General features: G+C 64.6%; 20 protein-coding genes and 1 pseudogene. 7 read left to right on the top strand and 14 right to left on the bottom strand.

What is annotated here, in order from left to right:
- The 13 genes and pseudogenes from AC1DNE_RS13875 to AC1DNE_RS13815 all read right to left on the bottom strand — a co-directional run bounded on the left by AC1DNE_RS13875 (position 1) and on the right by AC1DNE_RS13815 (position 16,841).
- Complete coding sequence (locus AC1DNE_RS13875) at positions 1–2,109, bottom strand: hydantoinase/oxoprolinase family protein (protein ID WP_476765689.1); 2,109 nt, start codon at positions 2,107–2,109, stop codon at positions 1–3.
- On the bottom strand, positions 2,106–3,098 hold the full coding sequence (locus AC1DNE_RS13870) for an ABC transporter ATP-binding protein (RefSeq protein ID WP_476765688.1): 993 nt from the start codon (positions 3,096–3,098) through the stop codon (positions 2,106–2,108). The genes AC1DNE_RS13875 and AC1DNE_RS13870 overlap by 4 nt, the downstream gene beginning before the upstream one ends.
- On the bottom strand, positions 3,095–4,051 hold the full coding sequence (locus AC1DNE_RS13865) for an ABC transporter ATP-binding protein (protein WP_476841097.1): 957 nt from the start codon (positions 4,049–4,051) through the stop codon (positions 3,095–3,097). Before AC1DNE_RS13865 ends, AC1DNE_RS13870 begins: the two co-directional genes overlap by 4 nt.
- Positions 4,048–4,977 carry an ABC transporter permease gene (locus tag AC1DNE_RS13860; protein WP_441470112.1) on the bottom strand — a complete coding sequence of 310 codons (930 nt, stop codon included), beginning with the start codon at positions 4,975–4,977 and terminating at the stop codon, positions 4,048–4,050. The genes AC1DNE_RS13865 and AC1DNE_RS13860 overlap by 4 nt, the downstream gene beginning before the upstream one ends.
- Before the next feature lie 28 nt (positions 4,978–5,005).
- Positions 5,006–5,941 (bottom strand): ABC transporter permease, encoded by a 936-nt coding sequence (locus AC1DNE_RS13855; RefSeq protein ID WP_476765686.1) that lies wholly within the window; start codon positions 5,939–5,941, stop codon positions 5,006–5,008.
- Between the two features lie 11 nt (positions 5,942–5,952).
- A complete protein-coding gene (locus tag AC1DNE_RS13850; protein WP_476841096.1) occupies positions 5,953–7,410 on the bottom strand; it encodes an ABC transporter substrate-binding protein in 1,458 nt (485 codons plus the stop codon).
- A gap of 155 nt (positions 7,411–7,565) precedes the next feature.
- On the bottom strand, positions 7,566–7,784 hold the full coding sequence (locus tag AC1DNE_RS13845; protein ID WP_476765728.1) for an integrase core domain-containing protein: 219 nt from the start codon (positions 7,782–7,784) through the stop codon (positions 7,566–7,568).
- 50 nt (positions 7,785–7,834) lie between these two features.
- A pseudogene (locus tag AC1DNE_RS13840) lies at positions 7,835–7,960 on the bottom strand (IS3 family transposase); the annotation flags it as partial.
- Between the two features lie 289 nt (positions 7,961–8,249).
- On the bottom strand, positions 8,250–9,986 hold the full coding sequence (locus AC1DNE_RS13835) for a hydantoinase B/oxoprolinase family protein (RefSeq protein WP_476765684.1): 1,737 nt from the start codon (positions 9,984–9,986) through the stop codon (positions 8,250–8,252).
- A gap of 10 nt (positions 9,987–9,996) precedes the next feature.
- Entirely contained in the window at positions 9,997–12,078 is a 2,082-nt protein-coding gene (locus tag AC1DNE_RS13830) for a hydantoinase/oxoprolinase family protein (RefSeq protein WP_476765683.1), read from the bottom strand.
- A gap of 36 nt (positions 12,079–12,114) precedes the next feature.
- Entirely contained in the window at positions 12,115–13,779 is a 1,665-nt protein-coding gene (locus tag AC1DNE_RS13825; RefSeq protein WP_476841095.1) for an ATP-binding cassette domain-containing protein, read from the bottom strand.
- Positions 13,780–13,796: 17 nt separating this feature from the next.
- Positions 13,797–15,671 (bottom strand): ABC transporter permease, encoded by a 1,875-nt coding sequence (locus AC1DNE_RS13820; protein ID WP_476765681.1) that lies wholly within the window; start codon positions 15,669–15,671, stop codon positions 13,797–13,799.
- A 39-nt stretch (positions 15,672–15,710) separates the two neighbouring features.
- Positions 15,711–16,841 (bottom strand): ABC transporter substrate-binding protein, encoded by a 1,131-nt coding sequence (locus AC1DNE_RS13815; protein ID WP_441470120.1) that lies wholly within the window; start codon positions 16,839–16,841, stop codon positions 15,711–15,713.
- Between the two features lie 319 nt (positions 16,842–17,160).
- Between AC1DNE_RS13815 and AC1DNE_RS13810 the strand changes: the two genes are divergently transcribed.
- The 4 genes from AC1DNE_RS13810 to AC1DNE_RS13795 all read left to right on the top strand — a co-directional run bounded on the left by AC1DNE_RS13810 (position 17,161) and on the right by AC1DNE_RS13795 (position 20,947).
- Entirely contained in the window at positions 17,161–17,637 is a 477-nt protein-coding gene (locus AC1DNE_RS13810) for a hypothetical protein (protein ID WP_441470121.1), read from the top strand.
- Positions 17,634–18,335, top strand: a complete 702-nt coding sequence (locus tag AC1DNE_RS13805; protein ID WP_441470122.1) for a DUF1028 domain-containing protein — start codon at positions 17,634–17,636, stop codon at positions 18,333–18,335. The genes AC1DNE_RS13810 and AC1DNE_RS13805 overlap by 4 nt, the downstream gene beginning before the upstream one ends.
- Positions 18,336–18,355: 20 nt before the next feature.
- Positions 18,356–19,084, top strand: a complete 729-nt coding sequence (locus AC1DNE_RS13800) for a DUF1028 domain-containing protein (protein WP_441470123.1) — start codon at positions 18,356–18,358, stop codon at positions 19,082–19,084.
- A 129-nt stretch (positions 19,085–19,213) separates the two neighbouring features.
- Positions 19,214–20,947: a dihydroxyacetone kinase family protein gene (locus AC1DNE_RS13795; protein WP_476765680.1), complete on the top strand. Its 1,734-nt coding sequence runs from the start codon at positions 19,214–19,216 to the stop codon at positions 20,945–20,947.
- Positions 20,948–21,126: 179 nt separating this feature from the next.
- On the opposite strand, the gene AC1DNE_RS13790 is transcribed toward AC1DNE_RS13795, so the two are convergent.
- Positions 21,127–22,020 (bottom strand): LysR substrate-binding domain-containing protein, encoded by an 894-nt coding sequence (locus AC1DNE_RS13790; protein WP_441470125.1) that lies wholly within the window; start codon positions 22,018–22,020, stop codon positions 21,127–21,129.
- A 105-nt stretch (positions 22,021–22,125) separates the two neighbouring features.
- Here AC1DNE_RS13790 and AC1DNE_RS13785 point away from each other — a divergent pair, with 105 nt between their 5' ends.
- Genes AC1DNE_RS13785 through phnY form a run of 3 tightly spaced genes read left to right on the top strand, consistent with a single transcriptional unit; the run spans position 22,126 to position 25,988 of the window.
- Positions 22,126–23,271, top strand: coding sequence for a 2-aminoethylphosphonate--pyruvate transaminase (locus AC1DNE_RS13785; protein ID WP_441470126.1), 1,146 nt, complete (start codon positions 22,126–22,128; stop codon positions 23,269–23,271).
- 16 nt (positions 23,272–23,287) lie between these two features.
- Entirely contained in the window at positions 23,288–24,535 is a 1,248-nt protein-coding gene (gene phnA, locus AC1DNE_RS13780) for a phosphonoacetate hydrolase (protein ID WP_441470410.1), read from the top strand.
- 1 nt (position 24,536) lies between these two features.
- Positions 24,537–25,988 carry a phosphonoacetaldehyde dehydrogenase gene (gene phnY / locus AC1DNE_RS13775; protein WP_441470127.1) on the top strand — a complete coding sequence of 484 codons (1,452 nt, stop codon included), beginning with the start codon at positions 24,537–24,539 and terminating at the stop codon, positions 25,986–25,988.
- Positions 25,989–26,033 lie beyond the last annotated feature (45 nt).

Raw genomic sequence — 26,033 nt, 5'->3', positions numbered from 1 at the left:
TCACCTTTCCGAGGCTGTGAGTACGAGGTTGCCCAATTCGTCCAGGCCCGCTGTCCAGCCAGGCGGAACCACGCATGTGGCGTCGTATTCCTCGACGATCAGCGGGCTTTCCCGGTCGCCCGCTGCGAGGTCGAGGCGCGTGACGATCGGCGTCTCCAGATGCCCCCACTCCGGTCCGAACCAGCATTTCCGCTCCGGGGGAGAACCCGGTGTCACCGTTCGCGCGCCCGGGGCCGACGGCCGATAGGCGCCGGTCCTGTCGTTGCGAGGGCGGCCGGTCACGCGAATATTGACGATTTCCAGCGGATCGCTCGTCGATGCATGGCCGTAAGTCAGCTTGTGCTCGCGGCGGAAGGCCTCGCCCATTGCGGCGATGTCGATGGGGTCGCCGGGGCGGTCTGTGAGCCCGATCGTCAGCTCATAGGCCTGCCCGGCGTAGCGCAGGTCCGCAATCCGCTCGATTTCGATGTCCGCTCTGGCGAAGCCTTCGGCCTCGAGGCCGGCGAACATGCTGGTCTCGAGCTTACGGTAGGCCGTATCGAGCTTGTCGCCATCGACAGCGTCGAGCGCGCAGAAATAGGTCTGCATCAGGTCGTGCTCAGTCGTCGAGTAGAGCAGGCCGAGCGCGCTGAAGACGCCGGGATGGGACGGAACGACGACGCGCTTCATGTCGAGGAGACGCGCGATCTCGGCCGCCACCGCAGGGCCGTTGCCGCCAAAGGCGAACAGGGTGAAGTCGCGCGGATCGCGTCCGCGATAGGTCGAGACGGCCTTGACGGCCCGCATCATCGTCGAGGCTGCGATGGCATAGACGCCATAGGCCGCAGTCTCGAGGGGGAGCCCCGTGGGGGCACAGACCTGCTCGCTGATCGCACGCCGGGAGCGCTCCGCGTCGAGGCGCACGGCACCGCCGGCGATATGCTCGGGATTGATGTAGCCCAGCACGACGAGCGCGTCGGTCAGTGTCGGGCGGGTGCCGCCCGTGCCGTAGCAGGCTGGGCCCGGGACGGCACCGGCACTGTCGGGACCGACCTGGATGAGGCCTCCGGCATCGACCCGTATGATGCTGCCGCCGCCGGCGCCGATCTCCGACACGTCGATGAACGGCAGCTTTACCGCGTGCCCGCCGCCCTTGATCAGCTTGCTTGAGATGTTGATCCCGGCTCCGACTTCGTACTCCGTCGTGCGTGCGGGCTGGCCCTGCTCGATGATCGCGGCCTTGGCGGTCGTCCCGCCCATGTCGATGGTGATGACATCATGGGCGCTTCCCGCCGCGCCAATCCGGGCGGCGGCGATGACGCCGGCGGCGGGACCGGACTCGATGATGCAGGCCGGCTTCTCGCTGGCGGCCAGCGCACTCATCACGCCTCCGCTCGATTGCATGACCTGCAGCGGTGCGTGAATGCCGGCGTCGCGTAGCCGCGTCGACAAGGCACGCAGATAAGAGCGTACGACAGGCCCGAGATAGGCGTTGACCACCACCGTGCTGGTCCGCTCGTATTCGCGGATCTCCGGCAGCACGTCGCTGGAACAGCTGACGAAGATCTCGGGGCCGAGCATCCCGGCGAGAATCTCGCAGGCCCGCCGCTCGTGCTGCGGATTGGCATAGGCGTGCAGGAAACTGACCGCGACGGCCCGCGTATCGCTGGCCGCTATGCCGCGCGCCGCCTCGACCACGCTGTCCTCGTCCAGAGGCAGGACGATGTCGCCGTGCGCTCCGATGCGCTCGGCGATCTCGTAGCGCCGTTGGCGTGGCACGAGCGGCGTCGGCTTTTCGTAGTTGAGGTTGTAGAGCTCAGGCATGCGCAGCCGGCCGAGCTCCAGGACGTCGCGGAATCCGCGCGTCGTCAGCAGCGCGGTCGTGGCGCCCTTGCCCTCCAGAATGGCGTTGGTCGCCACAGTCGTCGCGTGCACGACCTCCTCGATCTCGGTGGGCTTGCCGCCGATGCGGTCGAGCAGCGCGAGGACACCTTCGACGATTCCGCGACTGTAATCGTCCGGCGTCGACGGGCGCTTGAACGAATGCACCGTCTGACCGTTTTCCAGGAAGGTGATATCCGTGAAGGTGCCGCCGATATCGGCCCCCACGCGAAACGAGCGCGCTGTCATGATTTGGTCTCCGCTAGGTTCTGGACCGAGCTCTGCGCGACGTGGCAACGGACGAGCCGGTCGCCGAGGTGAACCTCGGGGGGCTCGCTTTGCGCACAGATCGGAATTCGGTTGCTGCAACGGGGCTCGAAGGGGCAGCCGGCATGGCGGGCCGCTTCGGGCAGTGGCGGTTCGGCGGGGCGATTGCGCCCGGCGAGCCCGCGCGGAATGGCGGCTACCAGGCGCTGCGTATAGGGATGCGCCGGCGCCGCCAGGATCTTCGCGGCAGGCCCCATCTCGACGATCCGGCCGGCATACATCACCAGCACGCGGTCGCAGAACGCCCCGACGAGCCCGAGATCGTGACTGATGATCACCAGCGTCAGGTGTCTGTCGCGATGCAGCTGCTGAAGAAGCGCAATGATTTCGCTCTGCACGGAGACGTCGAGAGCCGATGTCGGCTCGTCGGCGATCAGGACCTCCGGCTGCCGCGCGAGCGCGCGGGCGATCCCTATCCGCTGCTTCTGGCCGCCGGAAAGCTGATGCGGCAGCCGATCGAGCAGTTCCGGCCCGAGACTGACCTGCGCCAGCAAGGCATCGAGCGCTCCGGGTGCGAGCGGGCCCGCGAAGGCTTCGCTCAGGCTGCGCGCGACGGTCTTGCGGGGGTTCAAGGCGGTGTGTGCGCCCTGGAAGACGAACTGGACGCGGTTTCGGAAACGCTGCCAGTCCGCGGCCGCAAAGCTGGCCAGGTCGCGCCCTTCGAACGAGACCTGGCCGCTGCTCGGGCGATCGAGCCCGACCAGAAGCCGCGCGAGCGTCGACTTACCGCTGCCGCTTTCGCCAACGATGCCCAGGACGTCGCCGGCCCGCACCTCGAAGCTCGCTCCGAGAAGAGCAGATGTCGTGCGCCGGTCGAGCAGGCGCGCCAGCGCCGAACGCGCCACGCGATAGCTCCGGCTTGCGCCCGCGGCGGCAAGGAGCGGCGGCGGGAATGCTTCGGCTTGGCTCATCTCAGGGCGCTCCGCCAGCAGGCACTCAGATGGGCCCCCTCGCCTCGCAGGCTGGGCCGCGAGGTGCAGTCCACATCCGCCTGAGGGCAGCGGGGCAGGAAATCGCAGGCGCCTTCCTTGGGGCTCCCGGTCGGGCGGCCAGGCGCTGGCGCGCGCAGCGGACGACCGGGTCGCGGGACGGCATCCAGCAGGAGGCGCGCGTAGGGGTGGCGCGGAGACGTGAAGATCTCCTCCGTGCTGCCGGTTTCAACGATCCGGCCGCGATACATCACCGCGATCCGGTCGCAGAACTCGGCGACCAGATCGAGATTATGCGAGATGAACAGCAGGGCGATGCCGAACGTCGCGCTGATATCCCGCAGCAGCGCAACGACCTGTGCCTGCACGGTCACGTCGAGCGCGGTCGTCGGCTCGTCTGCGATCAGCAGGTGCGGCCGGCAGGCAATGGCCATCGCGATCAGGACACGCTGACGCATGCCGCCGCTGAGCTCGTGGGGATACTGGCCGCACCGGCGGCGCGGGTCGTCGATACCGACCTTGCCGAGGAGCTGTTCGGCCTCCAACCAGGCCGCCCTCGGGCCTGGATCGTCATGGCTGCGAATGGCATCGACGAGCTGCCGCCCGATCGTGAAGGCGGGGTTGAGGGCGGTCATCGGATCCTGGAAGATCATCGCCACCTTGCGACCACGCAGGTCGCGGCAGGCGCTCTCGGGAATGGACGTGATGTCCTCGCCCTCGAGGCACATCGAGCCACCCACGACCCGGCCCGAGCGTCCAAGCAGGTGCATGATCGCAAGCGCGGTGACGCTCTTGCCCGAGCCCGACTCCCCCACGATCGCCAATTTCTCGCCGGCCCGCACCTGCAGGGTCACGCCGTGAACGACCGTCCGGGCCGCGGCTCCCTGACCAAATGCGACGGACAGGTCATTCAGGGATAGCACAGGGGCTGTCATAGCGCCGGTCCCCCCTCACGCCGCCGGGGATCGAGCACCGTGCGGAGTGCGTCTCCGATCAGGTTGAAGCCGATCACGGTCAGAAAGATCGCCAGACCCGGCCAGGTCGCGACCCACCATTCGTCCGAGAAGGCGAGCGAGCGCGCATCGGCCAGCATTCCGCCCCAGCTCGGGGTCGGCGGTTGCACACCGAGGCCGATGAAGCTCAGCGACGCCTCGATGATGATGCCGATGCCGATCAGCACGCTCGCCTGGACAAGGATCGGCGAGAGGATGTTCGGCAGGATGTCGCTGGCCATGATGGACCAGGAACCCGCGCCTTGCAGGCGCCGCGCCGCCACGTAATCGGCCCCGGCCTCGGCCAGCGCCAGGCCATGGGCGACACGCGCCAGCCCGGGGATGAAAAGCAGGCCGACGAGGAGAACGATCTTGGCTTCGTTGGGCAGCGCGAGCGGGCCGACCTGCACCGATCCGGTGCCGAAAATCCCCACGATCGCGATAGCCCAGACGAGCAGAGGAATCGCCGCGAAGATATCCATCACGCCGAGCAGGACGGTTTCGACGAGCGTTCCGCTGTAATATCCGGAGAGGATACCGACGAAGAGCCCGCCGCAGAGCCCGATCGCGACGGTCAGCACGCCGATCATCAGGGACCCGCGCGCACCCCAGACGAGCCGGGCGAGGATGTCGCGGCCGACCTCGTCCGTGCCCAGGAGGAACGCCGGCCCCGGCGGCTCCAGCCGATGCTCCATCATCAGATCGAGCGGGTCATGCAGCGGGAGCCAGGGAGCCAGGAGCGCGGCCAGGGCGACGAAGCCGACGATGACCAACCCCACCAGCCCGATGTGCGTCTGCGCAAGGCGGCGCATGGTGCCGGTGAGCCCGGACAGCCGGCGCAGGGCTGGGATGCCGGCGACCGCGGCCACTGGCGCAGATCCAGGTGAGCGCACAGCGTCAAGCATGTCTCAGCCTCGGGTTGATCAGCCGCTGGATGAGATCCGCAGCGAGGTTCGACAGGATGAACATCGCCGTGACGACCAGGACGGTGGCCTGGATCATCGGATAGTCGCGTTGCGTGATGGCGGTCAGCAGGGCGCGCGAAAGACCCGGTATGTTGAAGACCAGTTCAATGATGATCGCCCAGCCGAACATGTAGCCGAACGACATGCCGGCGACGCTGACGAACGGTGGAAGAGCGTTCTTCACGACGTAGCGAGCCACCAGACTGCGCCTCAGGCCCAGCGCATGCGCGGTGCGGACGTAGTCCTGGCCCAGGATCTCGATGACGGAGGCGCGCATCAGGCGGCTGAGCGCGCCGATATAGTAGAGCGCGATCGACAGCGCCGGCAGCGCCAGGGAGGCGAGATGGGCGTGCCAGCCTTCCGAGAGCGGCGTTATTCCGATCGGCGGCACCCAGCCGAGCCTCACGGCAAAGACACGGATCAGGACCAGGGCGAGCCAGAATCCCGGGACCGATACGGCCATCAGGGACAGCACCCGGATCAGGTGGTCCGGCCAGCGGTCTTCCGTCAGTGCAGCGACGAGGCCGAGCGGAATCGCGCCGGCCAGCGTCAGCAGAAAAGTGACCACCACCAGCTCGGCGGTGACAGGAAGGCTCTCGCGCAGCTCGACATCGATCGAGCGGCCGGTGATGTAGGACGTACCGAACCCCGACCGGGGAAGCTGTGCAACCCACGCCGCATATTGGGCGGGCAGAGCGCGGTCGAGGCCGCGATCGTGCTCGAACTCATGGATCTGCTCGACGGTGGCATCGGCGCCGAGCACGATCCGCGCGGGCGAGAGCGGCGTCAGCCGCGTCAGCGCGAAGAGCACCGCGCTGACCACGACGAGCACTGCAAGACTGCTGAGTATGCGACTGGCAAACCACATGGTTTTTCGCCTCAGCGAAGGTCGGATACGGCCGCGTCGGTCAGGCGGAGCGTGATGCCGGTATTCGGCTCGAAGCCCTGCACGTTGCTGCGCCAAAGGTTGAAGCTGTGGACCGCGCCGATCCAGGTCGAGGGTGAGTCTGCGGCCAGAATCGCCTGCATGTCGGCCAAGATGGGCCCCAGCGATTTCTCGTCATCGACACGGAAGCTGTCGGCCAGGAGCGTATTGAGCCGCTCATTGTTGTAGCCGGAGCCGCGCGTCATCACCTGGTTCGGCGTATAGATGCCCTGGATGATGAAGGTTGGATCGGAGGGGCCGATCACGGCCATGAGCGCGGATGTCTGATTTCCGCCGAAGACCTGCTCGATGAGCTGGCCCGTCTCGAGCGGCTGGAGTTTTACCTTGATTCCGAGCCGGGCCAGGGATGCCTGGATGAACAGGGCCGCATCGCCGACGTCGAGCAGATAGCCCTGCGAGGAATAGAGCAGCTCGAATTCTGCCCCGGAAGCGTAGCGGGATTTGGCGAGGTGAGCCTTCGCTTTTTCCAAATTGAAGGCCAGGCCTTCCGCCGCCTTGTCATTGTACCACCACGCCGAGGCTGGAGCCGGCACCGCCGAGGGCTCGACCAGACCGTTGAAGATCTTCTCGGCGATGGTCTTGCGATCGGTGGCCAGCGACACGGCCTTGCGGAAATCAGGATCGTCGAAGGGGGGCTTTCGGGTGTTGTGGATCATCAGCATCATGCTGCCGAGCGCAGGACGGCTCGCCCCGACGATGCCCTGTGCCTTGGCCTGCCGCAGACGCAGATAGTCGCGGACGGGCGGCGCGCCGATGATGTGCACCGATTTCGACATGAGCGATGCGATGCGAGCGGCCTCCTCTGAGACGATCCGCACACGCAGCCGGTCCCAGCCGGGGAGATCCTTGCGCCAGTAATTGGGGTTGCGGCGAAATTCGACGACATCGTTGGAACGCGCGGAGACGAAGATGCCGGGCCCGGTTCCGAGGCCCTCCGGCCTCTGCTGGAAGAGCTCGTTGCCGTATTTCTCGCGGCTTCCGGCGGGAAATATCCCCATGTACTTGGTCATGTAGTCGAGGAAGGGCCGGAACGGCGCTTTCATCTTGAAGCGAACCTTATGGCGCGCCAAGACGTCGACGGATTGGATATTCGTCCAGACCGAGCGCCGCAGCGCCTTGTTGGCCGGGTCGAGAATATAGTCGTAGCTGTATTTCACGTCCTCGGCAGTGAAGGGCTGCCCGTTCTGGAACGCGACGTCGTCCCGAAGCTCGAACGTATACTCGGTCCGGTCTTCGGAGATCGCAGGCAGCGACTTGGCAAGCAGAGGCCGGCGCCGGCCCTCCCCGTCGATCTCGATCAGGTTCTCGAAAATGAGCTGATTGACCACCATGGCATCGTGGTTGCCCTGGTTGATCGGATCGAAGGTCGATGGGTTCGATGGGATCGCCACGACCAGGGATCGCTCATCCGCCGCTCGCGCCGTGAGTGGAAGACCAAGCCCCCCGACGGCCGCCGCACCGCCCTGAAGGAAAGCACGTCGATTGAGAGAGTCATAAGCCATGGCGATCCCCTCGTGGAAACGTTTCCATCGTTAATGGAAACGTTTCACCATGAAACTTCTTTGTCAAGTGGCCCTGTCCGACCTCGATTGAGTGGCGCGGCTGCAGTCTCCTGCAGAGACGGCTTTTCAGCCATGTTCGACGGCGGCACGATAGCGGCCGGCGCCGGCGGCTTGCAGCCGAGCGAAGAGTGCGGGCGCCTGGTGTGGCCGCGCTGACGCCAGCCCTCGATGACGGCCTTGCCCCCGGCGAGACTGGAAAAGATCTCGCCGTTCAGGAGCTCATCGCAGATATTCGCGCTGAAGCTCTCGCGTCATAGGCGAATGCCGTCACCCCGATCGTGCGGATCACCTCGGTCACAGGACGACGTCGGGACAACAACACGTCGACCTGCCGCAGCTTCGCGACGATCTCTTCGGGCGTGTGCTTCTTCTGCGCCATAGCCGCATCCGCCAAAGGCTCGACGCCTACTTCACGGAGGGCCACTCTTCAGGGGCATGCCATAGGGGCTACCTGTGAAGCTCTCATTTCCCGTGGCGAATGCCCGCGCAGACCGCGGCAAGCACCACTCACCAAAGGTTCAATGCGATCGCGATCTTCGACAAAATCGGATCCCGGCGAGTCGAACACCTAGCCTTCGGCGATCCGCGCCGGGCGCGCCGAAGGTCTGTGTAAGAATAGCGAGATCCGATCCGCCGTTCAGTCGTGGGCGCCTATGTGGCTCGTCACGTCAGGTCGGCAGCAGCGAAGAGGCAGCACGGGCGTTGAGCGTTTCGCCCTCATCTATATCCAGGCCGTCCTCACTCAGCGCGACCTTGTAGAGACTGGCCGCAGCATGGGCCGAAACCAATCCCTGCCTCACATCTCTCAGAACTGCCTTGGCATCGCGCCTGGCCGGATCGCCGAAACCACCTGCGCCGGCTGTCCGCATGCTGAGCACATCTCCCTTCCGCAGAGGGTACGTCCCCTTGGAATGCAGGTTGCGCTCGTCAGGTCGGCCCGGGTTCAAGATCGTGGCCGCGAGCGCGCCTGACGCACCGCCTTCCAGCCCATACGGCGCATTGACATAGCGATCGCCGAGATTGGTGACGAGCCCGGCATCGGCCAACAGCCGCACATCCTTCCGCACCGCCATGCCACCTCGAAACCGGCCTGCCCCGCCGGTATCGGGGATCAGTTCCATCCGCTCGATGAAGACCGGCGCGTTCATCTCCTGAACCTCGACCGGTGTGTTGGTGCCGTTTGTCGGTGAGGTCGTGGCCTCCTGACCATCACGATGGCGATGCGCGCCGACACCCCCGATCGCCGTCATCCACGCCAAGAAGGGCTTGCCTGTATAGGGGCTGACGAAACCGCTGACCTTGGGGTTGCAGAAGCCGGAGCTGGCAGCGATCACGCGGTCGGGCACGATTTGCGCCAGCGCGCCCATTACCACTTCGTAGATGCGGTTGGCATTGACGGCGCGGGCGCCGCTGGCCGCTCCAGGGTTGGGATTGACGTAGCTACCCTTGGGTGCGCGGATTTCGATGCAGCTGATGATGCCGAAATTCTGCGGTGAACGCGGCAACGTAACCGCCTTGATGGCCGCGATACAGTAGGATCGCGTGTACTGCATGTAGGCGTTGATGCCGGCTGGCCGCTGGGGACCGGTGCCGCGCCAGTCGCAGATGATGCGACCGTCCTCGATCGTGAGGGCGAGCTGGAACGGCACAGGTTCGGTATCCGGCCCAACATCGTCCAACACATCGTTGAAATGGTAGGTGCCTTTCGGAAGCTCCGCGATCGCCTCGACCATGGCGTCTCGGCTGCGAGTGACAATCTCGCGCATGCATTCGGCGAGCTGGGCGGCTCCGTACTGCCGCGCGAGCGCCTGCATCCGGGCGACGCCAGTCATGTTTGCCGCGTACTGAGCATGCAGATCGCCGAGAACGTCCTTGATGCGAACGTTTCCCTCGATGATGCGCAGGATTTCCCGGATCGGCTCGCCGGCCTTGTAAAGCAGAACGGGCATCAGCTTGATGCCCTCCTGGCAGGTTTCGCTAACGCCGACCACCTCCTCGCTGCCGGGGGCGCTGCCACCGACGTCGATATGGTGAGCGATGTTGACGGCATAACCGATCAGTTCGCCGTCATGAAACACAGGCGTCACCATGAAGATGTCCGGAAGGTGCCCGGAACCGATCGTCGGATCGTTGCAGATCACCGCGTCGCCCGGGCCGAGAGAGCCCTTGGGGTAGTAGTCGAGCATCTGACGGACAGTGAAGGCCATCGAACCGAGATGGCCAGGGCTGTAATCGCCCTGTGCGATCATGTTGCCGTCGGCATCGAAAACACCCGTCGAGAAGTCGGAGCCTTCGCGCACCGTCATCGAATAGGCGGTGCGCAGCAGCGTGCTGCCCATCTCGGCGGCGGCTGACAGAAGCCCGCCCCACACCACGGAGAACGTGACTGGATCGATCGTGCTCATCGCAGTTTCCTCAATTCAGCGTGGTAATCAGGTTGCCGTGCGAGTCGACGGTCGTTTGGCTGCCGGGAGGCAGCACGATGGTGGACTCTCGCTCCTCGACGATTGCCGGCCCGGCGAAGGCGTCGTTTGCGCTCAAACCATAGCGATCATAGACGTCGCAGAGCGCGAAACCGTTGGTCTCGGGGAACCAGACCTGACGCTGTCCGCGCTTGGCGCGTTCAACGCCGCCCGGGAGCTTCGGCAGCTCGTCCATGACCAGCGTCTTGCCGACGGCGATCGCCCGCAGGCGCCAGTGGACCGCCACGATCGTCCAATCCGGATCGAAAGTTCGGGCACCATAGGATTTGGCGTAGGCCGCGTGGAAGGCCTTCCGCAGGGTTTCGAGATCGGCCTTCGCGTAAGGATAGACAGGCAGATCCACGGCAATCTCGAAACCTTGGCCCGCAAAGCGCATGTCGCAGCTCGCCGAAAAGCTCTGCCTGTGGCGCGGGACGCCTGCCTCATCGAGCTGCCCGCGAGCCTGTTCCTCGAGGTCATGGTAGAGGGCGTTGATCTCCTCGATCGCGTTGCCATCGAGGTTCAACACGTGGGTGCGCGCCAGATCCAGCGAGGTCTCCGCCATCAGCAAACCGACGGCGGACTCAACGCCCGCGGCGCGGGGGAAGACGACCTTCGGACAACCCAGCATGCGTGCGAGACGGGTGCCGTGGACCGGGCCTGCGCCGCCGAAGGGCACGAGAGCGAACAGGCGCGGGTCCTTTCCGCAATTGATCGTCACAGCGCGCGCAGCCTGCGCCATCTGCGCGGTGACGATCTCGTGGATGCCCCAGGCGGCCTGCATGACGTCTATGCCCAGCGGGACGGCGACGTCCCTCTCGATCGCCGTCAGGGCCGCCTCGGCGTCCAGGCTCATCTCGCCACCGAGGAAGTAGTCGGGATTGAGATATCCGAGCACGAGGTCCGCGTCCGTCACGGTCGGTTTCGTGCCGCCGCGGCCATAGCAAGCCGGGCCGGGCACCGAGCCGGCGCTTTCCGGCCCGACGGCGATAGCGCCAAGCTCGACCTTGGCGATGCTGCCGCCGCCCGAACCGATCTCGATCAGATCGACGGCGGGGATGCTGACCGGCAGCCCGCTGCCCTTCTTGAGGTGGGTCATGTCCACCTCGAACTGGCTCGTCAGCAGAGGCTTTCCATCCTCGACCAGGCAAAGCTTGGCGGTGGTGCCGCCCATGTCGAAGGAAATCAGATTGTCAGTGCCCGCAGCGGGTGCGAAACGCGCCGCAGTCAGGACGCCGGCGGCGGGACCGCTTTCGATGATGCGGATCGGGAAGCGTTTCACCGTCTCGGCGGTCGCTACCCCGCCGTTGGACTGCATGATCAGCATCGGCACTTGCGCGCCCAATGCCCGCAGCTGCCGGTCCAGCCGCTCCACATAGCTGGCAACGCCCGGCATGACGTAGGCATTCATGACCGTCGTGCTGGTCCGCTCGAACTCCCGATAAAGTGGCGAGACCTCGCAAGAAATCGACACCATCAAATCGGGGGCTTCTTCCCGCAGGATCTCCGCAACCCGCTTCTCATGTGAGGGATTCGCGTAAGAATGCAGGAAGCAGACGGCTGCGGCGATCACTCCTCTCGCGACCAACTCGCGTGCGATCGAGCGGACTCCGTTCTCGTCGAGCGCAGTCTCGATCTCTCCGGTCCAGAGCATTCGCTCCTCGACCTCGAAGACGAAGTCCCGGGGAACCAGCGGTGCCGGCCGCCCTGCCATGTTGTCGTAGAGCTCGTACCGCTTCTGGCGGCCGATCAAGATCACATCGCGAAACCCTTTGGTGGTGATGAGCGCGGTCGGCGGTCCCTTGCGTTGGATCACCGTATTCGTCGCGATCGTCGTTGCATGAACGACCTCGGCGATCTCACTCATCGGCCGGCCGCTCTGGGCCATCCGTGCTTTGAGGCCTTCAATCACCGCCTCGGCCGGATCAGCCGGCGTACTCAGCACCTTGCCGATTTCGAAATGCCCGGTCTCCGGGTCGAGCACCGCAAAATCGGTGAATGTGCCGCCGATATCGACGCCAACGCGCAAGCCCATCGTAAGGACCTCCAAGTGGAACGGCTTTGAGCCGGATCAGTGAGTGAGACTGGGCGCGAGGCCCGACGACCTGGGGGCGGAGGTCGAGACATGCTCTCCGCCTAGATATGCTTCCCGCACAGCCGGATTCTCGCGCAGTTCGTCCGCGCGGCCCTCCATGATCACGATGCCGTTGCGCAGGACGTAAGCGCGATCGACCAGCTCAAGCGCTTTGTTGGCGCTCTGCTCGACCATGAGGATGGTCAAACCTTGCGACTTCCAGCGTGCGAGGATTTCGTAGACCCGATCGACCATCAGCGGCGACAGGCCCATGGAGGGCTCGTCAATGCAGAGAATCTGGGGCTTGCGCAGCCAGGCCCGCGCCATCGCGACCATCTGCTGTTCACCGCCCGACAACGTCCCGGCGAGCTGGTCCAGTCGGTTGCCCAGCCAGGGAAACTCGGCGACCGCCGCATCGATGTCGCGATCGAGTTGCTGGCGCGGCAAGCGACGCCGCGCGTAACCACCCATCAGGATGTTGTCGCGAACCGTTAGCTCGGCAAACATGCGCCGGCCTTCCGGGATCGAGGCGATGCCCTGATCGATCACTTCAGCCGTGGATCGAGCCTCCAGAGGCCGCCCATACAGGAACACCTCGCCGCTGCGCGGTGTCGTCAGGCGGAGCACCGTCTTGACGGCGGTGGACTTGCCCGAGGCGTTGCCACCGAGAACAGCGACCGCTTCGCCACGGCCAACGTGCAAGGACACGCCGAAGAGAGCCTGGATCGAGCCATAGAAGACATCGACGCCCCTTAGTTCGACGGCCGGGCTATCCGGCTCTCCCGGCATCGCAACTTCGGGCTGGTGGTCGATATGCCCTTTCACGATCACCGAGCTGCGGGCATTGCCGCCTTGGCCGAGATAGGCAGCGGCCACCTCCGGATTGGCGAAAGCACGGTCGGGCTCGTCATCGACGATGACCTTCCCTTGCGCCATGACGATCGTTCGCTGCGTCAGCTTTCGCACGATATCGAGCTTATGCTCGACCATGACGATCGCCATTTGGGGGAAGCGTTGGCGCATATCCAGCAGCAGGTCAGCGAGTTCGTGGCTTTCCGTGGGGTTCATCCCGGCCGTCGGCTCATCGAGCAGCAGGAGATCGGGCGACGTCGCCAGCGCTCTGGCGATATCCAGGCGCCGTCGGTTCGCATAGGAAAGGCTGTGGGTCGGCCGGTCCCGGCGCGGCCAGAGCCGATCTCCGAACATCTTGAGGATCGCCTCGACCTTTTCGTCGGCCTCTAGGGTTGCCGCTCGATATCGCGGGAGGCTGAGAATCGCCCCGAGCGGCTCGGTGACATGCCCGAAGCGAGTGCGCTGACGACCACCGCCGATAAGGCCGCGCTGCGTACCCACGCGAACGCTCTCGGCGATCGTCAGGGCGGGAAAGACGCGGCTGGTCTGGAAGGTACGGGCTACGCCCAATGCCGCGATGTCCTCCGGCGCGAGCCCGTCCAAGCGGTGCCCCTTGAACATCACGGATCCGCCGCTCGGTTTGACGAAACCCGTGACCGCCTGGATCAGTGTCGACTTTCCGGCGCCATTGGGCCCGACGATTCCGACAAATTCGCCGGGCGCTACACACAGATCGACGCCGCCGATTGCCTTGAGCCCACCGAAGCTGACCTTAAGGTCCGTCAGCTCTAGGCTGTGGTTTGAGTTCATGGTTCGCGTCCCGTGCATCAGCGGACTCCTGCAATCCCCTGCGGACGGAACCGCAGCGTGAGGTAGAGGACCGCCCCGAAGAGGATCATGCGGAATTCGGCCGCATCTCGGAGCATCTCGGGTAGGACGATGAGAGCGGCCGCGCCGAGCATGGCCCCCGTCAGATTGCCGAGGCCGCCGAGCACGATGATCGCGATCATCAGGAACGAGGTGTCGAGCCGAAAGCTGTCAGGGCTGATGAAGCGCTGAAGGAAGGCAAAGAGGCCTCCAGCCAATCCGGCACAGATGCCGGCCATGACGAAAGCGGTGACGAGATAGCGACGAACTGGCAGCCCGGCCGCGTGGGCCGCCACGCGGTCTTCCCTGATCGCCCGCCAGCTCAGCCCGATGGGCGAAGCGAGAAGTCGTCCCACGACGACCACCGCTACGATCAGCAGGGCTACGGCGAGCCAATATTGCGCCGAGACCGAAGACATGGGCACGTCGGGGAGAAAGGACAGCGATGGGCGCGGAATGCCGAAGATGCCGTTGGGGCCGCCGGTGACATCCGTCCAGTTCAGAAGGACGAGCCAGATCAGGACGCCGATGGCGAGAGTGGCGAGCCCGACGACATGCCCGGTCAGCCCGGCACAAACGAGGCCGACAATCCCGGCCAGCGCGGCGCAGACGGCAGCGGCCATGAGAAGCGCGAGATCGGCCGGTGCTCCCTGCTTTGCGCTCAGTGCCGAGACATAGGCCCCGACCCCGAAGAAGCCCGAGAAGCCCAGGAACATGATGCCCGCAGCGCCCGACAACATCGTCAGCCCGGCAGCCAGCAGCCCGAAAATCGCGATGATCACGCCGACCTGGATGACGTAGGCCGAGACTGGAAGGACGGGCAGGATCAAGCAGGCGGCAAGGCCGAGGGCCAGTAGAGCGTAGGGCAGATTCAACGCCCGCACATGCGGCAACGGCTGGCCGCCCTGCCCGATCAGGATACTGGTCGAAGGCATGACACCGGAGGCGCCTCGCGAGCCGCCGAGGGCATCGAGCCGCTTATCGCCGAACAGGCCTTGGGGCCGGAATGTCAGGATGACCAGCAGGATGCCGAAGGCGACCATGTCGCGGAAGCCTTCACCGACGTAACCAACCGCGAGCGCTTCCAAGATGCCCAGCAACAGGCCGCCGGCGACAGCCCCGGGAATGCTGGCGAGGCCGCCGAGCAAGGCCGCAGTAAAGCCCTTGAGACCGAACGGCACGCCCATCTGCGGGTAGACGGTTTGATAGTACATCGCGACCATCACACCGGCGACGGCAGCCAGCGCAGCCCCCAGACCGAAGGCGAGGAGCCGCAGCCGATCGGTCCTGACGCCCATCTGCCGGACCGCGTCCATATCCTGCGACATGGCACGCAGCGCCCTGCCCGCCCAACTGCGGGTCAGGAACAGGTACAGCGCAACCATCGAGGTGAGCGATATCACGAGGATCGCTGCATCCATGCCGGTGACATAGGCCGCGCCGACAACGACGCTGTAGGCTGACAACGGGTTTGGAAACGGATGTGCTTCCGGCGTCCAGATGATCTCGGCCGCCTGATCGAGCATGAAGGTGATTGCCAGCGTCGAAAGCAACGGCGCAATCCAGGGCGCATTCTCAAGCGGGCGCAGCGCCACCCGCTCGATCAGCATCCCGACTGCTGTGGTAAGCGCCAGGGAGCACAGAGCCGCCACGGCCAGCGGCAATCCAAGCCGCACGCCGGTATAGGCGAAAAAGGCGCCGAGCATCAGGAGGGACCCCTGAGCGAAGTTGATCAGGTTCGTGACGCCGAAGATCAGCGAAAAGCCGATTGCGACGAGCGCATAGACATTCCCGATCACCAGTCCGTTCAAGATCTGACTGAGGAACTCGATCATGGTTGCGGCATCCCTTCTGAAGCCGGCGCCGATGGACGTTCAGTTGAAGGGCTCGTAGCCCTTGCCCTTCACGACGATGTAGTTGATCTCGCGCTCGCCAAGGTCGCCCGAGCCCTCGTATTTCAAGCTGCCGCTGACCCCCTGAATTGGTGCAGCGCTCGCAATCTGGTCGCGAATTGCCTGGCGGGTCAGCGGCTTGCCCGCTGCGGCCAGTTGCTTCATCGCACCGGTGACGATCAGCATCGCATCCCAGGTAAAGGCGGAGTAGTAGTTCGGCTCCTTCCCAAACTTCGCCTCATAGGCCTTCGAGAACCTCGCAGCCTCCGGCGCGGAAGCCAGGAAAAGTGTCGGCATCACGACCCCCTCGGCTGCACCGCCCGCCAACTCGATGAATTTGGGATCGTTCAGGGTATCGGTGCCGGCGACCTTGAGTTTCGGATCGGCTTGCCGAAGCTGCTGCATGAACAGCGCGGATTCCGCGTAGTGGCTGACCAGGAAGACGCCATCGGGAGCCGCAGCCTTGATCTTGGTGATCAGCGGGCGGAAATCCCGGGTCTCCGGGATCATCGCCTCCGACAGCACGACCTCGGCGCCAAGCTCCTTCAAGCGCTTGCTCATCATGGTGTTGGTCACCATGCCCCAATCGTCCTTGAAGTAGACGATCGCGATCTTCTTCATGCCGAGCTTCTTAAGCAGCATGTCGGCATGGGGCTGCACCATCGAAGCGTGTGTCGGCGTGGTGCGGAACTGATAGGGGCTGATCTTCACATAGTCCGGATGACCGGCGGTGGGCGCAACTTGCGCAAGTTTTGCCTCGGCGAGAATTGGGCCTGCCGCCATCGATTCCGTCGAGGTCTGCCCGCCGACCACCGCGAGCACGGCAGCATCCTGCGCAAACTTCTGCGCCAATGTCGCAGCCTCTCTGGGGTTGCCTCGGCTGTCCTCGATGCGGATCTCTACCGGTCGCCCCCCTATCCCGCCGGCACCGTTCAGTTCATCGGCGAACATCGTCGCCGCCTCCTTGAAGCGCATTCCTAGCGCCGAGCGCTCGCCGGACATCGGCCCAAACAGCCCGATGACGATTGGCTCGGCAGCTTTCGCGGTGAATTGCGCCGAGGTGGCCAGTGCGACGGCAACGGCCGCGCCCATCAAAAACGCAGAACCCTTCATGTGACCCCTCCCAGGGCGATGAGAACCATCGATGAAAGTTTATTGACTAAACTTATCGGACGGCAAGCGAAAATATTAGCCGCAAGAGCACTCACCCTGAAATACCTGCGATACACACCATTTAACATATTGCAATTATATGCTTTTTTTGAGAAATCGACAGAGGCTCCAAGAACGAGAATGGCGCAGCTTTGATGCGAAACTCAACACTACCGCTTAAATTTCGAGCGCGAGTCGCACTCCTGCCTGGCGCCACCTCGCGCACTGTCTACTAAACATTCTTCTTGATCGTGAGGCGATAATGGCGTTTGGTTGCACCATGACGAGAGCCAAGAAAACGGCCCCATCGACGGCCCGAGAATTCGAACTGTTTGACGAGCGCATGCCCGTTCGACGCTACAAGCTGCTGCTGCAGGCATTCCTGAAGCGCCGCGGCACAGGCGCGCGCCAGGCGATTGCCGAGTCGTTGGGTCACACACGCAGCTTCGTGACGCAGATAACCAGCCCCGCCTACGATCTCGCGATCCCGAGCAACCAAGTCAGGGCGATTGTTAAGCTCGCGGAATTGACCTCCGAAGAAGAGCGCATCTTCCTCGAAGCCTATGTCGAAGCGCACCCCGACCGCGCCTCCGAGGTTTACGCACCGACGCATCGCTCCTTGAGCATCGCACTTCCGGATCTCGGCGATGCTGGCGCGCAGGCGCGGCTCGAAACCCTCATCCGCCGCCTTGCCGAAAGCGCGATTGCGAGCTTCCTGGACGAGCCGCGCGCTCAACAGGTCGATGACGCGGCATGAACATCGATCTGACTCACAAAGGCACGATGCTCAGCGTGCTGGCACGCGATCCGCGCGACCGTACGCTCGGCATCGCCCTCGCATCGAGCTCGATCGCGATCGGTGCGCGCTGTCCTCATTTGGAAACGGAGCGAGCTGCGATCGCGAGCCAAGGCTTCACAAATTTAAAAGTCGGGCCTTTGGCGCTGGACCTGGTGCGTTGCGGGTTGACCGCCGCAGAGGTTCTTGAGGCGCTGCGTCAGCACGACCGCTGGCTCGAGTATCGCCAAATCGGCATTCTGACCGCCGACGGACAGATCGGTGCGCATACAGGCAAAGAGGCAACCGGATGGGCCGGCCACCGGATCGACGATGATCTTGTCTGCCTAGGCAACGGGCTTTCAGCTGGCGCAGCGGCACTCGACGCCGTCGCGGAGGGCTTCAAGGGCTCCTCACCCGGACTGCCGCTCGCAGACCGCCTGTTGACCGGCCTGGAGAACTCGAAGCGACTGCTGGGCGAGAGCTTTCCGATCACCTCTGCTTCGCTTCTCGTGCGCTCGCCTGGTGCAGAAAGTCAGATCGACCTGCGCATCGATGTGCCCAATCGGCCGGTCGAAGACGGCGGCAATGCTCTTGCCGACCTGCGTCGTCTCTATGCCGAATATCTACCACTGGTCGACATTTACGCCGCCCGCTCGGTGGCCCCCCGCGCCTTCTGACCCAAGCTGGGAGATCGCTCATGACCTTCACGATTGTCGCCCGCTGCCCTGAAACCGAACTGCTTGGCGTCTGCCTCGCCACCAGCCCGCTTGCGGTGGCTTCCCGATGTCCGCATGTGCGTGGCGGCGTGGCTGCGATTTCCTCGCAATGCCATTCCGACTGGCGGCATGGACTGACCGGCCTTGAACTCGCCAGCAAGGGCTGGAGCCCCGATGAGATTCTCGTTGCCTTGAGGCACAAGGATCCGTTCTTCGACTACCGCCAGATCGGTATCGTCACCGCCGACGGCCGTGCTGCGGCTCACAGTCCGATAAACGGGGCGGCCTATACGGGGCACCGGGTCGGTGACGGATTTGTCGCCATGGGCAACGGCCTCGCCGGTCAGCAGGTCGTCGACGCAATTCACGATTCCTTCGCCGCGAATGCAGCACTTCCATTCTTTGAGAGATTGGTGCGAGCGATCGAAGCCGGCGCTGCTGCCGGCGGTGAACCGATTGGGCATAAGTCCGCCGGACTTATTGCCTGCGCTCCAGGCGTGGAGAGGCCATTGGTCGACCTGCGCATCGATATGGCGAACCCCTTGCCGGCCGAGGGAGGAGACGCGGTAAGGGACCTGCGCCGCGTCTTCGACGCATACGAGCCGCTCGTGCCTTACTATGCAGACTATTGGTTGGAGCATCCGGACGTCTCCTATGCCCAATACCTCGATCTCGGCGCACAGGACCGGGAGCGCCCGACTGTCATGTGATGGGTCTGCTGCACGTTCCGCCGTTTTCCGATCAGCGCGGGCGCGCCCAGGTTTCTCGGCAGGAGGGAATTCTGATGTCCCTGCGGGAGCGGTTTCCGCTATCGACGAGGACGGCGTTGGGCGAGTCGGATGAAGCAAGGTGCAGGTGAGCTGCAAGGGGGAAATAGCGTGAAGAAGCTCATCAATGATCCCCGCCGGGTCGTCAGGGAAATGCTCGAGGGCATCGTCTCGCTCAACCCCAACTTGGCGTTGCTCGCGGAGCATGATGTTGTAATTCGTAACAACCTGCCCGAACCCGCTCTTCGCGGCGTCGCCGTCATTTCCGGCGGTGGCGCTGGTCACGAACCGGCGCACGCAGGGTATGTCGGCGCCGGCATGCTGCACGCCGCCGTTGCGGGAGACGCGTTCACGTCGCCTTCCGTTGATGCGGTGCTTGCCGCCATTCACGCAGTCGCCGGCCCAGCGGGTGCCGTTCTCATCGTCAAGAATTACACCGGCGATCGCCTCAATTTCGGTCTGGCTGCCGAAATCGCCCGATCGGGCGGAATCCCAACCGAGATCATCGTCGTTGCCGACGATATCGCCCTGCGCGAAATCGTACCGAAGGACCGAAGTCGCGGACTTGCGGGCACCGTCCTGATTCACAAAATTGCAGGAGCGCTGGCGGAACAAGGGCAGTCACTGCAGACGATTGCAGCAGCAGCTCGGGCTGCCGCGGCTTCGATAAGAACGATGGGTGTAGCGCTCGGTGCCTGCACGATTCCGGCGATCGGCGTCCCAAGCTTCGAACTGGGAGCCGACGAGATTGAGTTCGGCCTGGGCATACATGGCGAGCCTGGCATGGCGCGGCAGAAGATCGACTCGGCCGACGCCATCACCGACCGGTTGTTGAGTTTGATCCTTGACGATGGCGGCTATCCGGCGGGCGGGCGCGTTGCGGTGCTCATCAATAACCTGGGTGGCACGACGCAGATGGAGCTGTCCGTCATCGCCCGCCGCGCACTCGCCTATTTGCGCGAGCAGGGGCTGAAGGTCGAACGCGCCTGGGCTGGCACCTTGTTAAGTGCGCTCGAAATGCCCGGATTCTCGCTTTCCGTCATCGCTGTCGATGAGGAGCGACTGGATCTGTTTGATTCTGCGACACAGGCACTGTCATGGCCAGGGCCGGGAGCACTTTCGCAGACGATAGCAATAGCAACGTCGAGCGATGTGGGCTCTGCTGAAGAAGGAATGGCCTCGTCGGACAGCCTGGGAGCTTTGGTGCGAACGGCAGCGCTCGCTTGCGCGACGGCGTTGGAAGCGGCTGAGCCGCAACTGACGGAGCTGGACAGGAAGGCGGGAGATGGAGATCTCGGCGTGAGCATGTGCCGCGCCGCAGACGCTATCCGTGCTTCCTGCAATGCAGACAAATCCGACAGCGCCGCAGCTGTGCTCTCCCTTCTCGCAAAAGAACTGCGTCGCGCGATCGGCGGCAGTTCGGGACCGTTCTATGCGATAGGTCTTTTGAGAGCAGCGCGCCGCCTTGCCGCAGGGCCGAGCACCAGCCTGGGCGATTGGTCTGACGCCTTTGCACAAGGCGTCGAAGCTGTGTCGGAGCTGGGCGGCGCACGACCGGGGGACAGGACGATGCTCGATGCTCTTGTGCCCGCCGCGGAGGCCCTGGCCGACGCGGTTCGCCGGAATTTACCTCCGGCCCAAGCCTGGAGGCTGGCAGCCGAAGCTGCCACGGCCGGCGCGAAAGCTACGGCTGCAATGCGGCCGCGCCTTGGGCGGGCGAGTTATCTTGGAGATCGTGCCCTCGGTTCCCCGGATGGTGGGGCGGTCGCGGTTTCAACATGGCTTGAGGCGATTGGCGGTCGCTGAATGCCATGCATGTGCCCTACAGCCCGGTACTCGGCGGCGACAAAACTGCCGGAATCGAACTCGGAGCCGGATAAAGCCTGGGGGCAACGTCTCTGGCTGAAAGAGCCGTTGCAGACGTCGCGATTGGTCGCCTGCGGTTTCATCGTCGCCGCGCTTGCGCCGATGCGGCTTGCCTGACCTCAGCGCGCCATCATGGCTTCGGCCTCGACGAAGTCCTGGACCGTCTCGAAGAAGCCGCGCACCAGCGGAATGCGCCGGCGCTCGGCACGGCAAGCCGCATATTCGCCGACCGAGAAATCGGCGCCGGTGATGATCAGCCGCTTCAGCAGGGGATCGGACCGGAACTCCGCCTCGAAGATCACGCCAATGCCGAATCCGGCGGCGACGGCCTCGCGCACCGCCTCGCGCGACTGGACCTCGAGCAGGTTCGCCGGCTTGATTCCGGCCTCGGACAGGCGGGCCTCGAACGTCTCGCGCGTGATCGAGCCGCGTTCCCGCAACACGATGTCCTGGCCCGCGAAGGCCTCGATCGGGATGCTGTCGTGCTGCGACAGGCGGTGGTCGCTCGATGCGAAAGCGATCAGCCGGTCCGAGCGCAGCTTCACCGTATGGAGGCGCGGATCCGAGCTCTGCCGCGCGGTGATCGCCACATCGGCGGCAAAATCCATGATCTGGTCGACGACTTCGGACGAATTTCCGATCGTCAGCGAGAACGTCAACCCGGGGTAGCTTTCGCGCATCCGTGCGAGCGCGGCCATGACATGGGTGGCGCTGTCGGCGGCAATGCGTAGGTGCCCACGCTGCAGCGTTCGGCTGCCGGCAAGAAGCGATTGCGCCTCGTCCTGAGCGGAGAACAGCCGGGCCGTGATGACAAAGAGGCTCTGGCCGAGCGGGGTGAGCCTGGTCTTTCGGCCGACGCGATCGAACAGGCGCACGCCATAGGCGTCCTCGAGCGTGCGAACCTGCGCCGAGAGTGTCGGCTGGCTGACATGGCGCGCCTTGGCGGCGCCGGTAAAGCTCTCGGCTTCCGCCACCGCGTGGAACGCCGACAAGCCGGAATAGCTGATCGCCATGACATAGACACCCTCTATGGATCGCATGGATAAGATGTATTGGAGCTATGTCAAATCTCGCCCTACCGTTTCGCTATCCGCTGCAACGCAAAAAGCGAGATCGACATGGTCCACGCCCGCCGCCCCGCCGTTTCAGAGACCGGTGATCCCCTCCTCCTCACGCCCGGACCGCTGACGACCAGCAAGGCGATCAAGGAGGCCATGGTGCATGACTGGGGCTCACGGGACGCCACCTTTGTCGGCATCAACAAGGCCGTGATGGAGGAGCTTCCGAAGGTCATCCATGGCGAGGGCAGCTTTGTCACCGTGCCGATGCAGGGCTCGGGCACCTTCGCGGTCGAAGCCATGCTGACGAGCTTCGTGCCTCGCGGCGGCAAGGTTCTGATCCTGATCAACGGCGCCTATGGCCAGCGCGCCAAGCGCATCCTCGAGATCGCGGGTCGCGATGTCGCCGTCCACGAGACTGCCGAGGACATGCCGCCCGACCTCGCCGAGGTCGACCGAATGCTCGTCGCCGATGCCGCGATCAGCCATGTCTTCGTGGTGCATTGCGAAACGACGAGCGGCATCCGCAACCCGATCGAGGCCGTGGCGGCGCTGGTCAAGCGCCATGGCAGGCGCCTGCTGATCGATTCGATGAGCGCCTTCGGGGCGCTGCCGCTCGACAGCCGGGAGGTCTATTTCGATGCGGTGGCCGCCTCTTCGAACAAGTGCATCCAGGGGGTGCCCGGTCTCGGCTTCGTCATTGCCCGCCGGAGCGCCCTGGCCGAGACGAAAGGCAACGCCACCACGCTCGTGCTCGACCTCCACGATCAGCACGCGACCTTCGAACGCACCGGGCAGTACCGCTTCACCCCGCCGATCCATGTCATCGTCGCGTTCCATGCGGCGCTGCAGGAATTCTGGGCGGAAGGCGGCGTCGCCGGGCGCGGCGAGCGCTATGCCGACAATGCGCGCATCCTGATCGAGGGCATGCAGGAGCTCGGCTTCCGGACGCTGCTGCCGGCGGCCCGGCAGGCGCCGATCATCGTCACCTTCCACATGCCTGAGGACAAGAACTTCGTCTTCCAGCGCTTCTACGACACGCTGAAGGATGCCGGCTACGTGATCTATCCTGGCAAGCTGACCGTCGCCGACAGCTTCCGCATCGGCTGCATCGGCGCCCTCGGTGCGCAGGACATGAAGGCCTTCGTCGCCACGGTCTCGGACGTCCTGGCCGAGATGGGCGTCGGCCTGAAGTCGGCAGCGTGAGGATCCAGCGATGACAATGCACACGAAGATCGGCGCGGATGTCGTTGTGAATGGTCGCGAATATGCGCGGCCGCAGCGTCCGACGGTGGTGATCTGCATGGACGGCTCGGAGCCGGCCTATATCGAGGCTGCCAGCGCCAAGGGGCTGACGCCGAACCTCGACCGGATCATGAAGACCGGCGCCAGCACTCACGCCTATTCGGTAATCCCGAGCTTCACCAACCCGAACAACCTCTCGATCATCACTGGCCGCCCGCCGGCCGTGCACGGCATCGCCGGCAACTTCTTCTACGACCGCGAGGCCAAGGAAGAGGTGATGATGAACGATGCCCGCTTCCTGCGGGCGCCGACCATCCTGGCCGCGTTCCAGAAGGCCGGCTTCAAGGTCGCGATGGTCACCGCCAAGGACAAGCTGCGCACCCTGCTGGGCAAGGGCCTCGATTTTACCAGCGGCACGGCGATCGCCTTCTCCTCGGAGAAAGCCGACAAGGCCAACAAGGCGGAGAACGGCATCGCGGACGTGCTCGATTTCGTCGGCATGCCGGTGCCATCCGTCTACTCGGCCGATCTCTCGGAGTTCGTCTTCGCCGCCGGCGTCAAACTGCTGGACAGCTTCAAGCCGGACCTGATGTACCTCTCGACCACCGACTATGTGCAGCATAAGGCGGCGCCCGGCTCGGAGATGGCGGACTCCTTCTATGCCATGTTCGACGGCTATGTCGGCAAGCTCGATGCGCTCGGCTGCACGCTGGTCATCACCGCCGACCACGGCATGAACGACAAGCACCTGCCGAACGGCGAGCCGGATGTGGTCTATCTGCAAACGCTGATGGACGAATGGTACGGCAAGGGCACGATGCGCGTGATCCTGCCGATCACCGACCCCTATGTCGTCCATCATGGCGCGCTCGGCTCCTTCGCCACGGTCTATCTGCCTGATGGTGCCGACCAGTCCGAGGTCGCTGCCCGCATCTCCGGCATCGACGGCATCGCGCTGGCGGTGACCTCGGCGGAAGCCTGCGAGCGCTTCGAATTGCCGGCCGACCGGATCGGCGATGTCGTGGTCGTCTCGACGCGCCAGAAGGTGATCGGCACCTCGCCCGACAGGCACGATCTCTCCGGCCTGACCGAGCCGCTGCGCTCCCATGGCGGCATCACTGAGCAGCGCGTGCCGATGATCGCCAACCGGCCGATCACCGTGCCGCAGGGCCGGACCTTGCGCAATTTCGACGTCTTCGACGTCGCCCTGAACCTGGTGAACTGAGATGAACGCGACGGTGAAGCCGCCGGTGCGGCGCGAGACGATGCGGATCGCCGGCAAGCTGGTCTCGGCAGACGACATGGTCGAGGTCCGCAACCCCTATGACGACAGTGTCGTCGGCCTCATTCCAGCCGCCCGCCCCGAACATGTCCGGGAGGCCTTCGCGCAGGCCAGGGCCTTCAAGCCGAAGCTGACGCGCTACGAGCGCCAGCAGATCCTGCAGAAGACAGCCGAGCTGCTGCGCGACCGCAAGGAGCTGTTCGCGAAGCTGATCACGGCCGAGGCCGGGCTATGCTGGAAGGACTCGCTCTACGAGGCCAGCCGCGCCTATGACGTCTGGTCCTTCGCCGCGCAGCTCACCATCAAGGACGATGGCGAAATGTTCTCCTGCGACATCTCGCCGAACGGCAAGGCGCGCAAGATCTTCACGACGCGCCAGCCGCTGCTCGGCGTGATCTCGGCGATCACGCCCTTCAATCACCCTCTCAACATGGTCAGCCACAAGCTGGCCCCGGCGATCGCGACCAATAATCGTCTCGTGCTGAAGCCGACCGAACTGACCCCGCTGACCGCGCTGGCGCTGGCCGACGTGCTCTACGAGGCCGGGCTGCCGCCGGAGATGCTCTCGGTCGTCACCGGCAACCCCTCAACCATGGGCGACGCGATGATTACCGATCCCGATGCGGACCTGGTGACCTTCACCGGCTCGGTCAGGGTCGGCAAGCACATCGCCGCCAATGCCGGCTACAAGCGCATCGTGCTCGAGCTCGGCGGCAACGACCCGCTGATCGTCATGGAGGATGCCGATCTCGACAAGGCGGCCGAGCTCGCCGTCACCGGCGCGACCAAGAACTCCGGCCAGCGCTGCACGGCGGTGAAGCGCATCCTGGTGGTCGAGAGCGTCGCCGACGCCTTCTCCAAGCTGGTGGTCGAGAAGGCCAGGAAGCTGAAATGCGGCGACCCGATGGACCCGCAGACCGATGTCGGCACCGTTATCAACGCCCGCTCGGCCGCGCTCTTCCAGGCCCGCGTCGACGATGCCGTGACGAAGGGGGCCGAGGTGCTCTACGGCAAGAGGGCCGAGGGCGCGCTGTTCCACCCGACGGTGGTCGACCGCATCCCCTATGACTGCGAACTGGTGCACGAGGAGACCTTCGGCCCGGTGATCCCGATCGTGCGCGTGCCCGACGACATCGCCGAGGTGATCCGGATCTCGAACTCGACCGCCTATGGTCTCTCTTCCGGCATCTGCACCAACCGCTACGACTACATCCAGCGCTTCGTCGCGGAGCTGGAGGTCGGCACCGTGAACCTCTGGGAGGTTCCCGGCTACCGCATCGAGATGTCTCCCTTTGGCGGCATCAAGGATTCCGGCCTCGGCTACAAGGAGGGCGTCGTCGAAGCCATGAAATCCTTCACAAACGTCAAGACCTGGTCGATGCCCTGGACCGCTTGAAGACGAAGAAAGACCAAAGCCGGCGGCTCGACCCGCCGGCTTTTC

The organism is Allobosea sp. 05L423 (genome assembly GCF_056397745.1).
Note: the sequence above shows the minus strand (reverse complement) of the source record. Positions and strands in the feature narration are given on the sequence as shown.

Bases quoted from the DNA above. Each gene is read 5' to 3' on its own strand.
- AC1DNE_RS13875 (WP_476765689.1), bottom strand. From the start codon at position 2,109: ATGACAGCGCGCTCGTTTCGCGTGGGGGCCGATATCGGCGGCACCTTC.
- AC1DNE_RS13870 (WP_476765688.1), bottom strand. From the start codon at position 3,098: ATGAGCCAAGCCGAAGCATTCCCGCCGCCGCTCCTTGCCGCCGCGGGC.
- AC1DNE_RS13865 (WP_476841097.1), bottom strand. From the start codon at position 4,051: ATGACAGCCCCTGTGCTATCCCTGAATGACCTGTCCGTCGCATTTGGT.
- AC1DNE_RS13855 (WP_476765686.1), bottom strand. From the start codon at position 5,941: ATGTGGTTTGCCAGTCGCATACTCAGCAGTCTTGCAGTGCTCGTCGTG.
- AC1DNE_RS13835 (WP_476765684.1), bottom strand. From the start codon at position 9,986: ATGAGCACGATCGATCCAGTCACGTTCTCCGTGGTGTGGGGCGGGCTT.
- AC1DNE_RS13830 (WP_476765683.1), bottom strand. From the start codon at position 12,078: ATGGGCTTGCGCGTTGGCGTCGATATCGGCGGCACATTCACCGATTTT.
- AC1DNE_RS13825 (WP_476841095.1), bottom strand. From the start codon at position 13,779: ATGAACTCAAACCACAGCCTAGAGCTGACGGACCTTAAGGTCAGCTTC.
- AC1DNE_RS13820 (WP_476765681.1), bottom strand. From the start codon at position 15,671: ATGATCGAGTTCCTCAGTCAGATCTTGAACGGACTGGTGATCGGGAAT.
- AC1DNE_RS13815 (WP_441470120.1), bottom strand. From the start codon at position 16,841: ATGAAGGGTTCTGCGTTTTTGATGGGCGCGGCCGTTGCCGTCGCACTG.
- AC1DNE_RS13810 (WP_441470121.1), top strand. From the start codon at position 17,161: ATGACGAGAGCCAAGAAAACGGCCCCATCGACGGCCCGAGAATTCGAA.
- AC1DNE_RS13805 (WP_441470122.1), top strand. From the start codon at position 17,634: ATGAACATCGATCTGACTCACAAAGGCACGATGCTCAGCGTGCTGGCA.
- AC1DNE_RS13800 (WP_441470123.1), top strand. From the start codon at position 18,356: ATGACCTTCACGATTGTCGCCCGCTGCCCTGAAACCGAACTGCTTGGC.
- AC1DNE_RS13795 (WP_476765680.1), top strand. From the start codon at position 19,214: ATGAAGCAAGGTGCAGGTGAGCTGCAAGGGGGAAATAGCGTGAAGAAG.
- AC1DNE_RS13790 (WP_441470125.1), bottom strand. From the start codon at position 22,020: ATGGCGATCAGCTATTCCGGCTTGTCGGCGTTCCACGCGGTGGCGGAA.
- AC1DNE_RS13785 (WP_441470126.1), top strand. From the start codon at position 22,126: ATGGTCCACGCCCGCCGCCCCGCCGTTTCAGAGACCGGTGATCCCCTC.
- phnA (WP_441470410.1), top strand. From the start codon at position 23,288: ATGCACACGAAGATCGGCGCGGATGTCGTTGTGAATGGTCGCGAATAT.
- phnY (WP_441470127.1), top strand. From the start codon at position 24,537: ATGAACGCGACGGTGAAGCCGCCGGTGCGGCGCGAGACGATGCGGATC.